The organism is Quatrionicoccus australiensis, assembly GCF_020510425.1.
Lineage (GTDB): Bacteria > Pseudomonadota > Gammaproteobacteria > Burkholderiales > Rhodocyclaceae > Azonexus > Azonexus australiensis_A.
In genome coordinates this window covers 3508604-3527274 of sequence record NZ_JAHBAH010000001.1, presented here as the reverse complement: position 1 = coordinate 3527274, position 18671 = coordinate 3508604, and the positions used below count along the sequence as shown (strand labels likewise).

Genomic DNA, 18671 nt, shown 5'->3' with positions numbered 1-18671 from the left:
AAGCTATCTAAAATTACCCGACATGATTAACCCAAAACACTTTTCACATTTTTTTTGCAGTTTGATTGCGACTTCATCGGTCCTTGTATCTGGATGTGCCCTCCGTCCTGTTGGCATCATTGACGACCGGTCTACTGCGCCATCCGACGCCGAAGCCGTAGTTGTTCATGGCATGAAACAACCGGGATTTCGTTATGTCTTCGTCAAAGGGAAAATTGAAAACGGAATGTTTCAACAAACGAAACATGTTGGCGTGTTGATAGATAAGCCAACCAATGGCTATCTCGTTGGCAAGATTGAGGCGGGAGATGTGATCGCCTTGATCCTGGCTGGGCGCACTGAAAGAGAAGATAACGGGCCAAACCATTTTAGCTTGGGATGTGGGACGCCAGTTCGCGTTTTCACTGTACCAGGAGGCAAGGTGAGCTACTTGGGCGACGCTGCCATGTCAATTATTAGGGATCGAGAGGTTCGCTTCACGTATTCAGATGATTTTCAGAATGCAAAGAGTTATATCGATGCCAGTTTCCCGGCACTGAAAAACCGCCTCGAGCCCATTGCATCGCAGGTAGTTCCTTACAAGTGTCCTCCGACATATCAGTACTACACCATTTACAAGTAATGAATACAGCGTCCAAGCCGACCGTCAGCCAGCTACTCAGGCTGTCATCGACTGAGCTTGCACGTTATTGCCCTTACCGAACCCATTACCCCCGCAAGAAAGCTCTCCACGATGGACATCCCCCGAATATTCAACATCACTGAAAGCGCGCACCGCATCCACAACCCGATCACGCCCGACAAGCTCGCCACGCTCGGCGCGGCGCTGCGGCTGGAAGCGGGGGCACGGGTGCTCGATCTTGGCAGCGGTTCGGGGGAGATGCTGTGCACCTGGGCGCGCGATCATGGCGTGACCGGTACCGGCGTCGACATGAGCCAGTTATTTACCGCGCAAGCCAAACGCCGCGCCGAAGAACTCGGCGTTGCCGATCAGGTCGAGTTCATCCATGGCGATGCGGCCGGTTATGTCTCCGACGAAAAGGCCAATGTGGCTGCCTGCGTCGGCGCCACCTGGATCGCGGGCGGGTTTGCCGGCACGATAGCGCTTCTGGCGCAGAGCCTGCGCCCCGGCGGGATCATCCTCATCGGTGAGCCCTACTGGCGGCAGTTGCCGCCGACGGAAGACATCGCCAAGGGCTGTCTTGCCCACTCAATCTCCGACTTCCTCACGCTGCCGGCATTGCTCGCGTCTTTCCGGCAGCTTGGCTGCGACGTCGTCGAAATGGTTCTCGCCGATCAGGACGGCTGGGACCGGTACGAAGCGGCCAAATGGCTGACCATGCGCCGCTGGCTTGAAGCCAATCCCGACGACGAACTGGCGCAGGAGGTGCGCGCCCAACTGACCACGGAACCCGAGCGCTACGCCACTTACACGCGCGAATACCTGGGCTGGGGCGTGTTTGCGCTGATGCTGCGGTAATCGGCTGGCGCCACTGCATCGCCCATGACGAACATCCTCTTCATCTGCGGCAAGAACAAATGGCGGAGTCCCACGGCCGAGGAGGTGTTTTCCGCACATCCGAACCTCGAATGCGCCTCGGCCGGCTTGAGCCATGACGCGGAGACGCCGGTTTCCGTTGAGTTGATTGAATGGGCCGAGCTGATTTTCGTCATGGAGAAGGTGCACAAGACCAAGTTGTCGGCCCGCTTCCCGGCGCATCTGGCGGGCAAGAAGCTCGTCGTGCTGGGCATTCCGGACAACTACAGGTTTCTGGAGCCAGCCCTGGTCGCGCTGCTCAAGCGCAAGGTCGCACCGCTTCTGCCCGGGCCGGGTCATGCGTAGAAGCGCGAGATTCGGCGGTCACGGATTGCTCCGTGCCTTTTTTTGCTTTTCACCCTTTTTTACCGGTCGACCGCCAAAAACCGGCGTTTTTGCATCCTGGCCGGCTTTGTCGCCAGCGGTGTGACTCACCTGGCCAGTGTCTCGCAGCCGCCAGCCAGTTTGTCGAAGGCCTTGCCCGAGGTCGCCACTTCCACGCTGTATCCGTCACCGACCAGCGCCACGGCCGTTCGCTCGGCGGTCGTGAAGAAGTTCATCGGCGGCATGGGTTCGTTGTCGATGCGGTCCCTGATTTCCAGGCTCCCCAGCCTTAGCGGAAACTCGCTGGACAGGCGCGCCGCTTCGATTTCCTGCCCGGCGACGAGGGTCGAGAAACCAGGCAGGAGGCCGGCCAGATCGGGGGAAACCAGGCATTGTTCGGCTGGCCGGCCGTCGGCATGGCTCACCTGGAGCGCGAAGCGGTCGCCGGGCCGGGCGCGTTGCGCGGTCAGCGTCAGGCTTGCGCTGCGGTAGCTCAGGAGCATGACTTCATCGTCCAGGATGCTGCGGATTTCGCTACCCGGGGAAATTTGCCGTTGCCGGTCGTCTACCGGCCAGCGGCCGTTGCCCAGTTGATCGAGCACCGTACCTGCCAGCAGTCCGGCGACAAATACCAGACCGCATGCGCCGTAGCGTTTGAGTGTCGGGTTCATAGGACCTGCACCGTCGTTCCGAGCGCGGCCCAGTCATAGAGCGCTTTCGCGTCGGCCTCGCTCAGGCGGACGCAGCCGTGCGATCCGAACCAGTCGCCGACGCTACCGCGCGCCGTACGCACGACGCCGAGCGGCACGATGCCGTGGTACTGGTGCAAAGCCTTGCCATCATGGGTGAAAAACAGGGCGTAATCCATTTGCACATTATAGGTATGACTGCGATAGGGATGCGCTTTGCGCAACACCTTGAATACCCCGCGCTCCGTTGGATGTTCGTTGTCGCCGGTGACGCAGTCGAAGCGGAAAACCCGCGTACTGCCTTCGTAGACTTCAACGATCTGCTGCGCCAGGCTGACCTTGATACTTTTGGTCACCTTATCCTTTGCCGCGGCCGCCATGCAACTCTCCTCAATGTCAGGGTCGTGGCGCCGAACGGGCGCCGGACGGGACGGATTCTATACAACATCGTCATACATCGCATTAACAAACGACAGGGTGTCGCGACGGAACTGGGAAAAAAAAGCGCATTAAAATGGCGCGGAACTGATCCGCGCCATTTTTGCTTTTGCCCTTTTTTTACCGGTCGACCGCCAAAAAACCGCGTTTTTCCGCCGTCGACCGATAGCGCCCTAGCCTTTCCTGATCGTCGGCAAAAAAGCCGTCAGCAGGCCGATCAACGGCAGGAAGGCGCAGACCTGGTAGACCGTTTCGATGCTGGTTGCGTCGGCCAGTTGGCCGAGCAGGGCGGCGCCGATGCCGCCCATGCCGAAGGCGAAGCCGAAGAACAGGCCGGAGATGGCGCCGACCTTGCCGGGCATGAGTTCCTGGGCGTAGACCAGGATGGCCGAGAAGGCCGAGGCGAGGATCATGCCGATGATCACCGAGAGCACGCCAGTCCAGAACAGGCCGACGTGCGGCAGGATCAGCGTGAATGGTGCGACGCCGAGGATGGACACCCAGATCACGCGCTTGCGGCCGACCCGGTCGCCGATCGGGCCACCGAGCACGGTGCCGGCGGCGACGGCGAAGAGGAAGGCGAACAGGTAGATCTGCGCGCTGGCGAGTTCGAGGCCGAACTTGTCGATCAGGTAGAAGGTGTAATAGCTGCTCAGGCTGGTCATGTAGAAAAACTTGGAGAACATCAGCAGGCCGAGGATGGCGAGCGACCAGCCGATCTGGCGCCGGGTCAGGCCGTTGTCGACCTGCGCTTTCATGCGCTTCTTGAAGTTGGCGACGTGGTGGCTGGACCAGCGCCCGACGAAGCTGAGCACCACCAGGCCGATCAACGCGAACAGCGAGAACCAGGCGGCGCTGCCCTGGCCGTACGGCACAATAATCAGCGCAGCGAGCAGCGGCCCGATCGCGGCGCCGAGATTGCCGCCGATCTGGAACACCGACTGCGCCAGACCGGGCTGGCTGCCGGCCGCCATGCGCGCGACGCGCGAGGATTCCGGGTGGAAGATCGAGGAGCCGATGCCGATGGTCATCGCCGCCACGAGTACCGCGGCGAAACTGCCGGCCTGCGAGAGGAGAAGCAGGCCGACCAGCGTGAAGCCCATGCCGAGCGGCAGCGAGTAGGGTTTCGGGCGGTGGTCGGTATAGAGGCCGATCAGCGGCTGCAGCAGCGAGGCGGTCAGCTGGTAGGCGAGCGTGATCAGGCCGATCTGGCCGAAGCTGAGGTTGAGGCCGAGCTTGAGCATCGGGTAGATGGCAAGCAGCACCGACTGCATCATGTCGTTGAGCAGGTGCGAGAAGCTGATCGCGGCAATCACCGGGTAGGTGGTGGCGTTCAGGGCGTCCGGCGCGGCGGGTGTGGCGTCGGCGGTGAGCGTCTTGTTCATTGGGGTCTTTCGGATTTCTGGAACGCCAGTCTAGAATGACCGATCCCAGCATGTCCGGACAGAAAATATCGTGAATTGGACAATCGCCGGCCCAACCATGAGTTGCGGCCATGACGACCAGCACCAGACCCTGCCCCACCCGGTGACCGCCAAGGCGCGCAATTACCGCGGCGGCGAAACGCCGGTGCACAGCCATCTGCGCGCCCAGCTCATCTACGCCGGCAGCGGCGTCATGCGCGTCGAAACCGAGGCTGGCAGCTGGGTCGTGCCGCCGGTGCGCGGCGTGTGGATTCCCGCCAACACGCCGCACCGCGTGATCATGCTCGGCCCGGTCGAGATGCGCACCCTGTACATCCGCCCCGACGCAGCGCCCGACCTGCCCGACATCTGCTGCCTGCTCGACGTCAGCCCGCTGCTGCGCGCCCTGATCCTCGCCCTGCTCGACGAACCGCTGGCCTACGACCAGGCCGGGCGCGGCGGCCAGATCGCGACACTGGCGCTGGCCGAGCTGCGCTTTCTCAAGATCCCGGCGCTGCACCTGCCGATGCCGGCCGAGCCGCGCCTGCACAAGCTGTGCGAGGAACTGGTCGGCAACCCGGAGAGCCGCGCCACCCTGGAGACACTGGCCGAGCAACAAGCGACGAGCAGCCGTACGCTGGCCCGCCAGTTCCAGCGCGAAACCGGCATGAGCTTTCGCCAGTGGCGGCAGCAGGCGCGTCTGGTCGAGGCGCTCGGCCATCTGGCAAACGGCGTGCCGGTCGCGCTGGTCGCCGAAAAACTCGGCTACCGCAGCGCCAGCGCCTTTACCGCGATGTTCAAGCGCACCCTGGGCATGGAACCGCGCCGCTACTTTTCCGGGGAGACGGCGGGTTCAGCCGCCTGAAAGCTGTTCGCGATTTGCTGCGGCTCCATGCAAACCCCATCCCGACCCTCCCCTTCTCAGGGGAGGGAGGTCAGCGCCTGACGGATGTCAGGCCAGGCTTTCCAGCCAGTCGAGAAGCTGGCCGGCGGCGTCCGGCCATTGCGGGTCGAGCATCAGCATGTGGCCGGCGCCCTGGATGATCACGGTCTTGGCGTTCCATGACGCGGCCGTGAAGTAGAGCATCGAGGCCGGAAAGACCTGGTCGGCCGAGCCGCCCATGACCAGCGCCGGGATTCTCGCCCGGCCGCGGGCGCGACGCAGCGGCGAGGTGACCATTTCGGCGACGGCCTTTTCCGATTCGGGCTGGATCAGCGGCAGATATTGCAGCGTTTCCTCAGGCGGCATGGCCGGCGAGAAATAGACGCTGGCCATGGTGCGCATGGTTTTCTCGCTCGCCGTGCCGTTGACCGCATTGGGCAGCTCGGCGAAGAAGTCGGGCATGGTCAGCGCGAAGCGGCTGGCGGTGCCGGCCGTACCGGTGGACGGCACCGGCGCCAGGAAGGCAACGCCGCGCGCCGAGCTCTGCTCGAGAAAACGCTGGCTGACCAGGCAGCCCATCGAGTGGGAAATCAGCACCGGGGTGACCGGTAATTGGGTCATCGCAGCGACCAGGTCGTCCACGTAATCGTCGATGCCGTAATCGTCGAGATGCTCGCGATCTTCGGGCTTGCGGCCGTGTCCGGAGAGATCGAGCGCATAGCAGTCATAACCCTGCTCGACGAAATAAGGAATGAAGCGCACATCCCACAGGCTGGAATTGCTGTAGCCGCCATGCACGAAGAGCAGCGGCGGCCGGCCGGCGGTCTGGCTGGCGGGATGAAAGTGGAGACTCGGCATCAACATCGGGGATTCCTGGCAGCTAAAGGCAAAACGCAAATTTAACCCGGTTTCGTGACAAATACCTTGCCCCTTTCCAGCAGCGCCAGAGAAAGCGCCGCAATGATCGGCCGGCAAGCTCATGCCGGCTGCCGCAGCACACTTTCCGGTCGCGCCGCCATGCGCCCGCAGTTGCCGCATTTTTGCCCGAAAACAGGCGTCGACCGGTGCCGCCCCAACAAGAAGCATATGTCATGGAAAGGTGAGTTGAATTAGTCCCTTATATCGACTTTGAATCTGGTAAATTACCTTTCGATGCGAAATATTTACAAAAACCACACAAATCGCCTGTTTCTCGCCGGACTGCTTGCGTTCGGCGTGCCCACAATTGCCCAGGCAGAGGAAAACGAGGCAAGCAGTCGTTTCAGCCTGAATGGTTTCGGTACGCTGGGCATGACCCGTTCTTCATCAAATGGCGCCGGTTTCGTGCGCGATCTGTCGCAGCCGCACGGCAGCAAGGGCGAATGGAGCGCCAATGTCGATTCGCTCATTGGTCTGCAGGCCAACTGGGTGCTCAACGACCAGTTGACCGTCATCGCGCAGGGCATCAGCCGCTACCACATCGGCAGCAGCTACGACCCGGAACTGATGTGGGGTTTCGTGCGCTACGACCCGAACGGCTACAGCAGCTTTCGCCTCGGCCGACTGGCCACCGATTTCTACATGTATGCAGACTCGCGCCACGTCGGTTACACCTACCTGACGGTCCGTCCGTCGACCGACTATTTCGGCGTCCTGCCCTTCGCTCACATCGACGGTGCCGATGCGCAATGGACCCTGCCCATCGGCGACCTGCTGCTGCGCACCCGCATCCATGGCGGCTGGCTGAATGAAAAGCTGCCGCTCGCCGAGCACAGCTGGAACCTGCAGGGCTCGCGTATGCTGGGCGGCAACGTCAGCCTGCAAAGCGGTGCGTGGACCGTGCGCCTGAGCAGCTCGCAGCTCAAGTTCGGCCACAACCTGCCGATTGACGACCTGACCAATGGCCTGAAGCAAACCGGTGCGCCATCGGCGCTTGCTGCGGCGCGCGCCCTCGACGTGGCCGACTCGACCAGCCGCTTCGACTCGCTCGGGGCTGTTTATGACGAAGGCCCGTGGCAGGTCCAGTTCATGGTCAGCCGCGCCCGCCACAGCAGCCAGTCTTTCCAGAACTGGCAATCCGGCTATTTCCTGGCCGGCTACCGGGTCGGCAGCCTGACGCCCTTCGCCGGTTATTCGTGGATACGCTCCAAGGCACGCTCGCTGAGCACCGGCCTGCCGGGCGGCAATCCCTTCGACGAACTCAATGCGGGCGTCGCCCTAGTTTTGTCCGACAGCCACGCCGACCAGCACACCACCTCGCTCGGTCTGCGCTGGGACTTCCGCGAAAACATGGATCTGAAAATTCAGTTCGATGCCATACGCGGCAAGCCGGACTCGATCTTTCCGTTCCGCAACGAGAGCAGCAACTGGAACGGCCGCACCAACGTGCTGACCATGGTCATGGATTTCGTCTTCTAGCCGATCATGCGACTGCGCCCTCTCCTCGGCCTCCTTCTGCTTTTGCTCCTGCCTGTCGCGGGCGCCGGCGAACTGGCCGTCGTGGTGCGTCAGGACAGCGAGATCGGCCAGTTGAGGCGCGACGACGTGATCAACATCTTTCTCGGCCGCTATCGCCAGTTGCCGAGCGGCAAGCTCGCCGAGCCGCTCGACCTGACGCCGGAAAGCGGCACCTTCTACGAGCGCCTGACCGGCAAGAGCCGGGCCGAGATCAACGCCTACTGGGCGCGCCTGCTGTTCACCGGACGCACCACGCCCCCCCGCCAGATCGACAGCCAGGAAAAGCTGATCGACACCCTGCTCAAGAATCCGCAGGCCATCGGCTATATCGACTCGACACGGCTGGATCGCCGCCTCCGGGTCATTTTCGAGCCAGAACGCTGATGCAAAACTTTTGGCAACGCAGCCTGCTTGGGCGCACCGTCGGCAACATCATCGTCATCACCTTCCTGGTCGGCGGCCTGATCATGCTCGCGATGTCGATCAGCGTTGCCCGCCAGACCGAGGCGGATGCCTACCGCCGCCTCGGCGAGTTGCTCGATACCGTTGAAGATACCGTACGGGTTGCCTGCTTCGTCGGAAACGAGGAACTGGCCATGGAGGTGGCGCGCGGCCTGCTCAGGAACAGCGAAGTCCAGAGCGTCGACATTCGTTACGACAAGGGACTGCTGGCCCATCTGGAACGCAATCCGGCAGATGGAAAACAGGCTGTTTTGGGCAGTCAACCGGTACGCCGCAACATTGTCTCCCCCTTCGACAACAGCAGTATCGTCGGCAACATCGCGCTGCAGCCGGACGGTGCCGCAATTGAAACCCTGGTCGCCCAGGCACGCCGCCAGATCGCACTGCAGACGCTGCTGTTGATCATCGCTGTCGCCATTGCCCTGACCCTCACCGTGCTGCGCCAGGTTGTCAAACCGATTGCCGTACTTTCCAAAAACCTGAACAAGCTCGACCCTATCCTTGGCGAGCAGCTATCTGCGCCGGCCGGGCACGAAAAGGATGCCTTCGGTTCACTGACCCGGGACATCAATGCCCTGAGCAGCCGCTTGCTCAATGCGGCCGAAGTCGAGCGAGAACTGAACGTCCGCCACGAGATGGACCAGCGCAAATACCGCGACATTTTCGAAAACGCGGAATCCGGGATATTCATCGCCGATGCCTTCGGCGAGATGACCTCCTACAACCGTTCGCTGGCCCAGTTGACCGGCCTGCCCCAGCCTGCCGCCGACGAAACCGCCCCCCGCTCGCTGCTCGCCCTGCCCTGGACGGATGCGGGGCATCTGCAAAAAATGATCGAGCGCTGCATCAAGAGCAATGCCGCGGTCGTGGAGGATCTGGCCCTGCTCCGCAGCATGACGCCGCAGCGCTGGCTGAACGTCGCGCTGACACCGATCGGCGCCTGCATGGTGCAAGGCATCGTCAGCGACGTCACAACCCGGCGCAATGCCGAGTTGGCTGCCAAGCGTGCTGCGATCACCGACCCGCTGACCGGCCTCGCCAATCGCCAGGGCTTCGAAGAGTTCTGGGCGAACGAAATCGCCAAGGTGCAGGATCAGCACTTCGCCCTGCTGCTGATCGATCTCGAAGGCTTCAAGCAGCTCAACGATGCGCTCGGCTTCCCGGCCGGCGACCGCGTGCTGATCGGCTTTGCAGCGCGCATTTTCTCCTGCATCAAGAACACCGACTGGGTCGCCCGCGTTGGCGGCGACGAGTTCGCCGTCGTGCTGCCCAACATCGACGAACCGGGCAAGCTGGACAGTATCTGCCAGCGCATCCTGCGCGTTCTCGGCGAGCGCTTCTCGGTCAGCGGCCAGGAAACCTGCCTCGGCGCCAGCATCGGGGCGACGCTTTATCCGGACGACGGCAACAACCTGCCCGCCTTGCTGCGCAACGCCGAACTGGCCCTGAACGATGCGCGCCACCGCGGCGGCCAGATCTGGAGCCTGTTCAACCAAGACATGCGGCATGCCATCGAGCACCGGCACAACCTCGCCAACGATCTGCGCCTTGCCATCCAGCGCCAGGAACTGCGCCTCTACTACCAGCCCATCGTGCATCTGGCGAGCCAGCGCGTGGTCGGCGCCGAAGCGCTGATCCGCTGGCAGCATCCGACACACGGCCTGGTGCCGCCCGACAACTTCATCCCGCTTGCCGAGCAGACCGGCATGATCAATGCCATCGGCCTGTGGTGCCTGGAAACCGCCTGCCAGCAACTGGCTGACTGGCAGGCAGCCGGCCTCGACCTCAGCCTGACGGTCAACGTCTCGGCCAGGCAGATTCCGGATGGCCTGAGCCCGGCCAAGGCGAGCGAGATCGCAGCACACCATGGCATCGCACCGCAGCGCCTCGGCCTCGAAATCACCGAAGGCCTGCTCATCGGCGAAGCGCACGATGCCCTGCGCTGGCTGGAAGCGATCCGGACGGCCGGCTTCCGTGTCTATCTCGACGATTTCGGCACCGGCTATTCCTCGCTCTCCTACCTGAAACGTTTCCGGGTCGACACCGTCAAGATCGACAAGGCCTTCATCCGCGACATGGGCCAGGTGGCGAGCGACCGGGTGATGATCGAGGCCGTCATCATGATGGCCGACGCCCTGCGGCTCAGCGTCGTCGCCGAAGGCATCGAAACCGCCGAACAGCGCGACCTGCTGCGCAGCCTGGGTTGCACCTACGGCCAGGGCTACCTCTACTCGCGGCCGCTGCCGATCGAGCAGTTCCTGGCACAGGTGCTCCTGATCGATGCACCGGCGACGCCGACCTGAGTCAGCACAACCGTAACGGTCGACGCCGCAAAAGCGCTGGATTTCACCCTGAGCAACGCATGAAAAAGGCCGGCCCCGCATTGCGGGAGCCGGCCGGCGCGTTATCTGAAACGTTTAGACGCGGTACTGGGCGACGATCTGGTGCATTTCCTGCGCCAGCTTGACCAACTCTTCCGAGGTGTTCGATGTCGACAGCGCGGCGGCGCTGTTTTCTTCGGTCATCTGGGCGATCTTTTCGACCTGCTGGGCGATCTCGGTACTCGCCACGCCCTGCTCGCGGATCGAACTGGTGATGTCGCTGACCATGCCGACCGTATCGGCCGAACCGCTGCCGATTTCCTGCATCGCGCCGCTCGCCTGCTCGGCGTAAGCAACACCGGCGGTAACCGCGCCCGCAACACTCTGGATGCTTTGCACGGCGGCTTGCGAGCCGGCCACCATCTGCTGGATGGTGGCGGCGATTTCCTGGGTGGATTTGCCGGTGCGTTCGGCCAGCTTGCGCACCTCGTCGGCGACCACGGCGAAGCCGCGCCCCTGTTCGCCGGCACGCGCCGCCTCGATCGCCGCGTTGAGCGCCAGCAGGTTGGTCTGGTCGGCAATTTCCTTGATCACCGAAACGATGTTGGAAATTTTCTCGCTTTGCCGTTCCAGGTTGCTCAGCTCGCCGGAAGCGCCCTGTACCGTCTGGGCAATGCCGTTGATCGACTGCACGGTGGCGCCGATGATCCCCTCGCCGCGCTGGGCCACCGTACCGGCGTTGTTGGCCAGACGGCGGGTGTCCTCGGCACGGTCGGCGACGTGATTGACGCTCACCGTCATTTCCTCGACCGCCGCCGCCATACTCGAGGCCGCTTCACTCTGGTATTGCGACGCCACCGACATTTCATGTGCCGCCGTGGAAACCCGCTGGGCGGCATTGTTGACCGACTCGGCGCGGCTGGTGATCTGGCGGAAGCTCTGCTGCAGGCGCTCGAGCAGGCCGTTGAAGGCCACCGAAACGCGGGTCAGTTCGTCATTGCCCTTGACGGAAAGGCGGGTCGTGAAATCAAGCGTGCTCTCGATACGCGCAAACATGCCGACCATTTCGCCCAGACCGCCGGCCACATGGCGATAAATGATGAAACCGATGGCGGCGACCAGCAGGCCGATCAGGATCACGGCCGTGATCACCAGCGTGGTGGCACGCTCGTGGATATGATAGGCCGCCACGGCTTCCTGTGCGGCCGCGTCATGATTGTATTTGCCGTGTTCGACCAGGGCCTTGGACAAGCCGTTAACCGTATCGGCCGCGCTGGCGGAAATTTGCATCGCCTCCTCGCGCTTGCCCTGGCGGGCGACAGCGAGGAACTTTTCGGCAAAGCCGGCGTAGGCCTCAGCCGTACGTTTGTCCGTAGCCAGCAGTTCGCGATCCTTGTCGTCGGAAATCAGTTTTTCATAATCGTTCAAGGCGCCGTTCATCTCGGCCATGCGCTCGCGGAACTGCTTCTCGTCGTCCGCCCGCTTTTCCGGCTCGGTGTTGATCAGAATGCTGAGCAAGCGCGGACGGGCACGCAGAAAGGCGACCTGGGCGGTCTCCAGCGTGCGGATACTGGGCAAACTCACCTCATTGGTTTCACGCACCCCCTTGTTGATGGTCGCCATCTGATAAAGGCTGAATCCACCCAGGCCAATCAACCCGGCAATGGACAAGCCGATCAGTACGACAATCCGCAGCGCAATACTCATGAAAAACCTCATTTTCAATAAATTCAACATGCCACGCCAGCAACGCAGCGACAGGTTCAGGTTTTTATCACGGAATTGGTCTTACCAGTTAATTGATAACAAAAATATACATTTACCGGTAACCATCGGTCACATTTCGTAAGAATTGCAGCGACTTCTTGCAATATTTTGCTCTTCCCTCCCGCGCCGGGAACAAAAACCCGGCGACCAATGTCTTCATAATGTGACATTTATTACAAATTCTACAATTTAAACATCACCATCAAACCCGCAACGGTCGACCACCCAAAAAAGCCATTTTTCAACGGTCGACCGTCCCGCCCTGCCAAGGAAATTGCCATGCGCCCGTTTCGTCTCGTCCTGCTCGCGCTCTGCCTGCCGCTGTTTGCCGCCTGCGCCTCGCGCGGTATCCCGCTGGTCAGCAACAACGGCGAACAACCGGCGGCGCGCGCGGTGCTGCAGGCCGCCGCCGAAGCGCACGGCCTTGCCGCGTTCCGCCAGATCGGGGACATCAATGTCAGCTATGCCGGCGAATGGGCCGGCCTGGTCAAGCGCCTGCAACCGACGCTGATCGATGCCGAATTTCGCCAGACTTCACAGGAGCGCCTGATCCTCGGCGCGCGCCCGCTCAACGCCCAGCAGCATCGCGGGCCGGGCGGCAGCAAGCAGGTGGTGCGCAGTGTCGATGGCGTGCAGGTGAGCTACAACGGCGCAGCCAGCAGCGACCGCGATGCGCTGGCCGCGGCGGCGCTGGTCGCCGATGGCTACCGCATGTTCCTGAGCGGACCGTTCTATTTCATGGAAGGCAACCTAAGCCTGGCGAGCGGGCCCGACGAGGAAGTCGAAGGCCGGGCCTGCATCAGCATCATCGCCGTGCGCCGGCCGGGCCACGGGCTGTCGGCGGAAGATCGCTACCAGCTGTTCTTCGACCGCGAGAACCATCTGCTGCGCCGCGTGCGCTTCACGATGGAGGGACTGGAATCCACCCGGGGCGCAATTGCCGAGGTCGATTTCTTCGAGCATCGACAGATTGCCGGCGTCACCTGGCCGACGCGCTTTCACGAGCGCCTGCGCCAGCCCATCCCCGGCCTCGCCGTGCATGACTGGCGGCTGACCGGGCTGGACGTCAATCGCGGCCTGACGGCAGTGGAAATCAGCGGCCCCGCCTTCAGCGGCAAGGCCGAGGCCGCGGCAGCAGCACTTGACTAAGGCGGGCTCAGCGCGTTTCGTCGACGATCTGGATCGCCCGTTCCTCGATCTCGCGCGCCAGCCTGGCCCAGTCGGCACCGGGAGCCAGCGTGGCGAGCAAGGCAGTCGGCTTGATCAGGCCAATCTTGGTCGCGCCGTTCTCGGTATAGACCGAAATCCGCCAGGGCAAGGCCAGGCTCAGGCGCATGTCCTGGCGCAGCAGTTTTTCCGTCTGACGGAAATTGAAAATTTCGAAGACCTTGCACTCGTCGTCGAAATCGATGTCCTTGCTGCGCAGCATTTCGCCGAAATCATGCGCCTGCAACACGCTGAAGCCGAGGCGCTGGATGACCGGCTCCAGATCGAAGGTCACTTCGTAGAAGGACTTGTCGCTTTCAACGATGTAAAACACGGGCACTCCCTGCGGCTCAAACAAGACAGGGGCGAATGATAGAGGAGATGCACGCCTTGCGGCACAACGGCAAACCAGGCTAATCGCGCCTACCGGTCAACCTGTAAAAACAGGGCATTTTCACGCCGAGGTACCCGATGCTAAAGAAATCCCTCGAAAAAATGCAGGGCGCATCATAGAATAGCCCGCTTGATATTCTTCAATGTTCTGGAACGGCCGAGACAGGCTGCCGGACACAGCAGTATTCGATTGAGGGAACAGTCGTGGGAATATTTGAATTCATCAGGCGCCTCTTCGGAGGCGGCAGCGACACACAACCGGCCAGCGCACCGGAATCGCTTCCATTGCTCGAACAAGCCATCGAGGAGCGCCGCCACAAGCCGCGCATCAATGCCCGCGAAGGCACCCGGGTGCTGGTCATCGACGACTCGAAAACCATCGTCACGGTGCTGCGCAAATTCCTGCGTTCGGCCGGCTACGAAGTCTACGAGGCGCTCGACGCCGAAGCCGGCCTGCTGCTGATGCACCAACACAAACCCGAACTGGTCTTTCTCGACATCGTGTTGCCCGGCATGAACGGCTTTGCCGCGCTGCGCGCCATCCGCCGCGATCCTGAATTGCGCGAAACGCCGGTAATCATGATGAGCGGCAACGAACAGGCGATGGAACAGTTTTTCGGCACCCGCATCGGCGCCGATGACTTCATGAAAAAGCCCTTTTCGCGGCATGAAGCGTTCTTTCGCATTGAACGCCTGCTCGACGACAGTTTCATTCCCCGCCGCGCCCACCCGCAGGCTCAAGCCGGCGCAGAGATACCGGCCGCTGCCGTCGCAACGACAGCAGCCATCTGAGCGCCATCAGCCTGCCTGGCCGTCCTGTTTAAGGACGGCGGCGTAGCCCTCCTCGGCCAGCACCTGGCGCACCGCCGGCCGGGTCAGCATGCGGCGATAGTGGGCGAGACAGTTTTCCGGCAGCGGAATGCCGGTCCGGTCGGCCCAGAATTCGACATAGAACAGCGCCGCATCGGCAATCCCGAAATTTTCGACGACGTAATCACGGCCGGCCAGTTCGCGGTTGATGATGGCAAAGCCCTGGTCGATGATCTGACGGCCCTGTGCCTTGACCGATTCCTGCTCGGCCGCGCTGGACGAAAAGCGCTCGGTGGTGAAGATGCGAGCAAAGCCCTGCGTGTGCAGCGTATGCACCGCGTAGTTCATGATGCCGAGCACGCGCACCTCGCCTTCGATACTTTCCGGCAGCAGCTTGCGCTTCGGATAGGTTTTCGCCAGCCACCAGGCAATTGCCGAAAACTCGGTCAGCGCGCTGCCATCGTCGAGCACCAGGGCCGGCACGCTGCCCTTGGGGTTGATCGCCAGGTAGTCCTTCTTGTACTGGTCGCCGGCCAGCAGATTGACGATCCAGGCCTCGAAGACCAGGCCGCATTCTTCGAGCAGGATGTGGATGCCGGTCGAGCACGAGCCGGGCGTCATGTAGAAACGTTTCATCAGGCGTCCTCTTCCACCGGCACGTCGATGGCGAGCAGGCCGCGCTGCCGGATCATCGCCTTGAAAGCTTTCATCACCGGCCGGCCGATCACCGTTTCGGCGAGCACGCGCTGCTCGTAAATGAAGTTCTTCAGCGCCTCATCGTCCTGGCCGCGGGCACGCCCGATCAGGGCATGGCTTTCCTCGCCCAGGCTGATGCCGGGCAGATGCCGCACGGCATCGTAAAGATGCGCCATGACGATCTTCTCGGCGGCCGCCATCTTGCACTTGCCATCGAGAATCTTGAGCATCACCGCCGTCGCGCAATCGACCTCGATCGGCGCCAGCGGATTGGCCGCAACCCAGCGTGCAACGTGCGCTGCGATCACGCCAGCGCCTCGGCCAGCGGCTGGTAGCCGCCATCGACACTGAACACATTGCGAAAGCGGAAATCGCAGAACATCTGCGCGTAGGTCTTGCTGGCATTGCCCTTGTAGCAATAGATCAGCACCGGTTGCTCCTGGTCGAGACGCTTCGACCAGGCGAGAAAACGATCTTCGGCGAGATGTGCAGCCGCTTCGACGTGACCGAGCCGGTAACTGGCCAGGTCGCGCACATCGAAGATCGTCACATTCGGCGTCGAACGGATCAGGGCGGCGGCCGCCGCAGGCGAAATACATTGGTACGGGTTGGGTTGGGCAGCGGTCATGGCGTCAAGGCGAGTCAGCGGATGCAGCGGTCGACGCAAGACCGATGCCAGAAAGCCGCCGCCCCGCCGGACAAGGCCGGGCGGCCTGCCGGCCCGGCGCGGCCGCAGCGCTTGTCGGCTTTGCGACACGACGATGCCGGCTAGTAGCGGTCGCGATCGGCCGGACGCCGGTCCTGGCGATTCGGCACGCCGTCGCCATCGCGATCGCGATCCATGCGGTCGGGCACGCCATCGCGATCCCGGTCGCGCTCGCCATGACGCGGGCCGCCATCGCGGTTCGGATTATCGTAAACGACGCAGCCGGACAGCAGGCTGGCGACAACGACGAGCATCAATACAGCTGTTTTCTTCATGATCATTCCTCCGGGAAAGTGCGGCCGGGCAGAAACATTCCCGCCGGCTGCGGGCAGACGCTATCCTTGTACCCCTTGCCGGCGCGGCCGCTCTGTCTGCCACGCCACATAACAGCCTTGCCCGGTATGGCGGCCCATCGCTTTCTGCCTCAGCAGACGCCCCGCATTGCATCTCCCGGACTGCCCGACGGCAGTCCAGCCCCGCGCCGACAGGCCACCCTACCGAGTCCCCCATGAAAAAAACCGATCTCTACAAGAGCCTTTCGCAAAAAATCGACGGCCGCATGAAGCAGGCCGGCACGCCCGAGCGTTTTGCCCAGGGTGGCACGGTCGACCGCAAGGAACAGCGCAAAATCGACCAGGCGAAGGGTTTGATCCCCTTCGCCGTCAAGCTCGATGCGCAACTCGCCGACACCCTGCGTAGCCAGGCTACGGCGCGCCAGCTCGACCTCAACGCCCTGGTCGACGACTTGTTGCGCAAGGGCCTCGCCGCCGCCTGAACGCCGGCCGGCCAATTGCCCTAGAATCCCCCCTGCGCCATTCATCGCAGGGAGTTTTTGTGCCATTGACCGCCACTCGCCAGGACGACGACCTGGTCCGGCTTTTTCACGCCAGCCTGGTCTGGCCGCTGCAGCTCGAACCGCTCGCCACCGACGGCAGCGATGGCCGCCACTGGGAAATCTTCGAGGCCAGCCAGGGCAGCCACCCATGGCGCCTGATCGACGATGAGTTCACCGACGACCCGAGCCAGTTCGAAGAGCGGCATTACCGCGAATTCGTCTCCTTCCTGCCCTACGTGCAGCGCTTCCTCTATGGCGAAGGCCGCTCGCGCCACGCCGCACCGGACGACCCGCCCGGCAACTCGCCGATGCACGTCTTCCGGCGCAAGGACATCACCGGCCTGCGCCTGACCCTGCGCAAGGGCCAGGTGCCGGTCGAGCTGCACATCGTGCATCTCGACCTCTATTTTTTCCACGACCTCGATCTCGTCCAGCTCAATCTCGAGGTACGTGCCAACGACCTGCCGCTCGCCACCGCGCGCGACATCCTCTTCCGCTTCGGGCGCGCCTACCCGTCGGGCTGGGAAGAAGGCGGCGAAGGCCTGCACAACGTCTATCTCGCCGAATGGCTCAATGTCTCAGGCGAAGTCGTCGCCCGCTCCGATGCCGAACGCCGCGAAAAGTATCTCGGCTATGTCAGCCAGCACCGTAGCCCCTGCGTTTCCGAACACTGGGCCAGCCTGCTCCGGCCGCTCGTGCTGGCGCATTCCGACGAACCCGGCGACCTGCGTTACCGCCTGGTCGAATACCAGCGCATGCCGATCATGGCCTTTCTTGCCGTCGACCGGCCGCGCAGCCTGCGCCGCGAAGACTGGGTGCGCCTCGGCCTGGCCACCATGCTGCATCCGGATGAAACGCTACCGGTCAACGAACCGATGGTCATCGATTTCGAAAAGCGCTTCTGCCAGGACCGTTTCTGGACCGACAGCGAAGCCGGCCCGAACACCCGCTTCATGAGCACCGGCAACGCCTTCACCGTGGTCGGCGATGCCGCCTCGCCCTTCTTCGTCGATGGCGAGCGCGGCGTGCTGGCGCAATTCCGCCACCAATATTTCCTCGTCTTCCTGATCGCCCACCTGCACCGCGCCTCGCTGCTCGTCTTTTCCGAAGTTCTGGTCGATGCGGTGAACGACCTCGACATCCGCAACGACATCTCGGTGCGCCGCTTCAAGCGCCGCATCCGCGCCAATTTCGAGACTTTCCTGCGCTTCACGCACCGCTACTGGTTCCATGAGCTGTCCGAGCGGCCGCACGTCCAGGCCATCTTCCGGCTCTGTTCCGATCACCTGCGCAACGATGCGATGTACCACGACGTGCGCGACGAGATTCGCGAGATGAGCCACTACCTCGACAGCGACTCGCAGCGCCGCCAATCGAACACCGTCGTCCGCCTGACCGTGATCACCATCCTCGGCTTGATCGCCACGGTAACCACCGGCTACTTCGGCATGAACATCATCGCCTTCGGCGAAGGCTCCATCCTCGAACGCGCCATGCACGGCCTGATCGCGACCACCGTCTTCATCGCGCTGGTGCTCTTTGCCGTCGCCAAGTCGAAACGCCTGTCCGACTTCCTCGAAGCGATGTCCGACGAAAGACTGACCTTCGCCGGCAAGTTCCGCGCCCTGTGGGGCGTGATCGGCAACAAGGAACGCTGAAGCGGCTAAAATGGCGGGCCGTGCATTGCTGTAACGATGCACGGCTGCAACTCAGGCGCCCCGCCCGACGCCGGGCACTCTGGCCGGACCTGTCCGCCGGCCTCCAC

General features: G+C 62.6%; 21 protein-coding genes. 11 read left to right on the top strand and 10 right to left on the bottom strand.

All coding sequences use genetic code 11. From position 1 onward, the window contains the following. The first annotated feature begins 22 nt into the window (after positions 1-22). The 3 genes from KIG99_RS16945 (at position 23) to KIG99_RS16935 (ending at position 1843) form a co-directional block, all read left to right on the top strand. Positions 23-622 (top strand): hypothetical protein, encoded by a 600-nt coding sequence (locus tag KIG99_RS16945; RefSeq protein WP_226461215.1) that lies wholly within the window; start codon positions 23-25, stop codon positions 620-622. Between the two features lie 111 nt (positions 623-733). Next, positions 734-1480: an SAM-dependent methyltransferase gene (locus KIG99_RS16940; protein ID WP_226461214.1), complete on the top strand. Its 747-nt coding sequence runs from the start codon at positions 734-736 to the stop codon at positions 1478-1480. A 24-nt stretch (positions 1481-1504) separates the two neighbouring features. Further along, positions 1505-1843 (top strand): low molecular weight protein tyrosine phosphatase family protein, encoded by a 339-nt coding sequence (locus tag KIG99_RS16935; RefSeq protein WP_226461213.1) that lies wholly within the window; start codon positions 1505-1507, stop codon positions 1841-1843. 125 nt (positions 1844-1968) lie between these two features. On the opposite strand, the gene KIG99_RS16930 is transcribed toward KIG99_RS16935, so the two are convergent. From KIG99_RS16930 to KIG99_RS16920, 3 genes are all read right to left on the bottom strand, one after another. Then, positions 1969-2532, bottom strand: coding sequence for a hypothetical protein (locus tag KIG99_RS16930; protein WP_226461212.1), 564 nt, complete (start codon positions 2530-2532; stop codon positions 1969-1971). After that, positions 2529-2906: a L,D-transpeptidase gene (locus KIG99_RS16925; RefSeq protein WP_226461211.1), complete on the bottom strand. Its 378-nt coding sequence runs from the start codon at positions 2904-2906 to the stop codon at positions 2529-2531. Before KIG99_RS16925 ends, KIG99_RS16930 begins: the two co-directional genes overlap by 4 nt. Before the next feature lie 255 nt (positions 2907-3161). Then, positions 3162-4373, bottom strand: coding sequence for an MFS transporter (locus KIG99_RS16920; RefSeq protein ID WP_319002405.1), 1212 nt, complete (start codon positions 4371-4373; stop codon positions 3162-3164). Between the two features lie 70 nt (positions 4374-4443). Between KIG99_RS16920 and KIG99_RS16915 the strand changes: the two genes are divergently transcribed. Next, positions 4444-5256, top strand: a complete 813-nt coding sequence (locus tag KIG99_RS16915) for an AraC family transcriptional regulator (protein ID WP_226461210.1) — start codon at positions 4444-4446, stop codon at positions 5254-5256. Between the two features lie 87 nt (positions 5257-5343). Here KIG99_RS16915 and KIG99_RS16910 read toward each other — a convergent pair whose 3' ends face one another. Continuing rightward, a complete protein-coding gene (locus tag KIG99_RS16910) occupies positions 5344-6132 on the bottom strand; it encodes an alpha/beta hydrolase (protein ID WP_226461209.1) in 789 nt (262 codons plus the stop codon). A 357-nt stretch (positions 6133-6489) separates the two neighbouring features. On the opposite strand from KIG99_RS16910, the gene KIG99_RS16905 reads away from it, so the two are divergent. The 3 genes from KIG99_RS16905 to KIG99_RS16895 are packed head-to-tail and all read left to right on the top strand — an operon-like array spanning position 6490 to position 10475. Then, a complete protein-coding gene (locus tag KIG99_RS16905; protein WP_226461208.1) occupies positions 6490-7671 on the top strand; it encodes a hypothetical protein in 1182 nt (393 codons plus the stop codon). 6 nt (positions 7672-7677) lie between these two features. After that, positions 7678-8094, top strand: coding sequence for a type 2 periplasmic-binding domain-containing protein (locus KIG99_RS16900; RefSeq protein WP_226461207.1), 417 nt, complete (start codon positions 7678-7680; stop codon positions 8092-8094). Beyond that, positions 8094-10475 carry a putative bifunctional diguanylate cyclase/phosphodiesterase gene (locus KIG99_RS16895; protein WP_226461206.1) on the top strand — a complete coding sequence of 794 codons (2382 nt, stop codon included), beginning with the start codon at positions 8094-8096 and terminating at the stop codon, positions 10473-10475. Before KIG99_RS16900 ends, KIG99_RS16895 begins: the two co-directional genes overlap by 1 nt. Positions 10476-10589: 114 nt before the next feature. On the opposite strand, the gene KIG99_RS16890 is transcribed toward KIG99_RS16895, so the two are convergent. Continuing rightward, complete coding sequence (locus KIG99_RS16890; protein WP_226461205.1) at positions 10590-12200, bottom strand: methyl-accepting chemotaxis protein; 1611 nt, start codon at positions 12198-12200, stop codon at positions 10590-10592. Between the two features lie 339 nt (positions 12201-12539). Between KIG99_RS16890 and KIG99_RS16885 the strand changes: the two genes are divergently transcribed. Next, positions 12540-13409: a hypothetical protein gene (locus KIG99_RS16885; RefSeq protein WP_226461204.1), complete on the top strand. Its 870-nt coding sequence runs from the start codon at positions 12540-12542 to the stop codon at positions 13407-13409. Positions 13410-13416: 7 nt separating this feature from the next. On the opposite strand, the gene KIG99_RS16880 is transcribed toward KIG99_RS16885, so the two are convergent. Further along, positions 13417-13800, bottom strand: coding sequence for a DUF302 domain-containing protein (locus tag KIG99_RS16880; protein WP_226461203.1), 384 nt, complete (start codon positions 13798-13800; stop codon positions 13417-13419). A 344-nt stretch (positions 13801-14144) separates the two neighbouring features. On the opposite strand from KIG99_RS16880, the gene KIG99_RS16875 reads away from it, so the two are divergent. Continuing rightward, entirely contained in the window at positions 14145-14651 is a 507-nt protein-coding gene (locus tag KIG99_RS16875) for a response regulator (protein WP_226461202.1), read from the top strand. 6 nt (positions 14652-14657) lie between these two features. Here the strand turns inward: KIG99_RS16875 and KIG99_RS16870 are convergent, their stop codons facing one another. From KIG99_RS16870 to KIG99_RS16855, 4 genes are all read right to left on the bottom strand, one after another. Then, positions 14658-15305, bottom strand: coding sequence for a glutathione S-transferase family protein (locus tag KIG99_RS16870; protein WP_226461201.1), 648 nt, complete (start codon positions 15303-15305; stop codon positions 14658-14660). Continuing rightward, positions 15305-15673, bottom strand: a complete 369-nt coding sequence (locus KIG99_RS16865; protein WP_226461200.1) for a hypothetical protein — start codon at positions 15671-15673, stop codon at positions 15305-15307. Before KIG99_RS16865 ends, KIG99_RS16870 begins: the two co-directional genes overlap by 1 nt. Continuing rightward, complete coding sequence (locus KIG99_RS16860; RefSeq protein WP_226461199.1) at positions 15670-16032, bottom strand: thiosulfate sulfurtransferase GlpE; 363 nt, start codon at positions 16030-16032, stop codon at positions 15670-15672. The genes KIG99_RS16865 and KIG99_RS16860 overlap by 4 nt, the downstream gene beginning before the upstream one ends. Before the next feature lie 101 nt (positions 16033-16133). Then, on the bottom strand, positions 16134-16346 hold the full coding sequence (locus KIG99_RS16855) for a hypothetical protein (RefSeq protein ID WP_226461198.1): 213 nt from the start codon (positions 16344-16346) through the stop codon (positions 16134-16136). Between the two features lie 233 nt (positions 16347-16579). Here KIG99_RS16855 and KIG99_RS16850 point away from each other — a divergent pair, with 233 nt between their 5' ends. Together KIG99_RS16850 and KIG99_RS16845 are read left to right on the top strand one after the other, a co-directional pair. Next, positions 16580-16846: a hypothetical protein gene (locus KIG99_RS16850; protein ID WP_226461197.1), complete on the top strand. Its 267-nt coding sequence runs from the start codon at positions 16580-16582 to the stop codon at positions 16844-16846. A gap of 59 nt (positions 16847-16905) precedes the next feature. Next, positions 16906-18564: a CorA family divalent cation transporter gene (locus KIG99_RS16845; RefSeq protein ID WP_226461196.1), complete on the top strand. Its 1659-nt coding sequence runs from the start codon at positions 16906-16908 to the stop codon at positions 18562-18564. Positions 18565-18671: the final 107 nt, after the last annotated feature.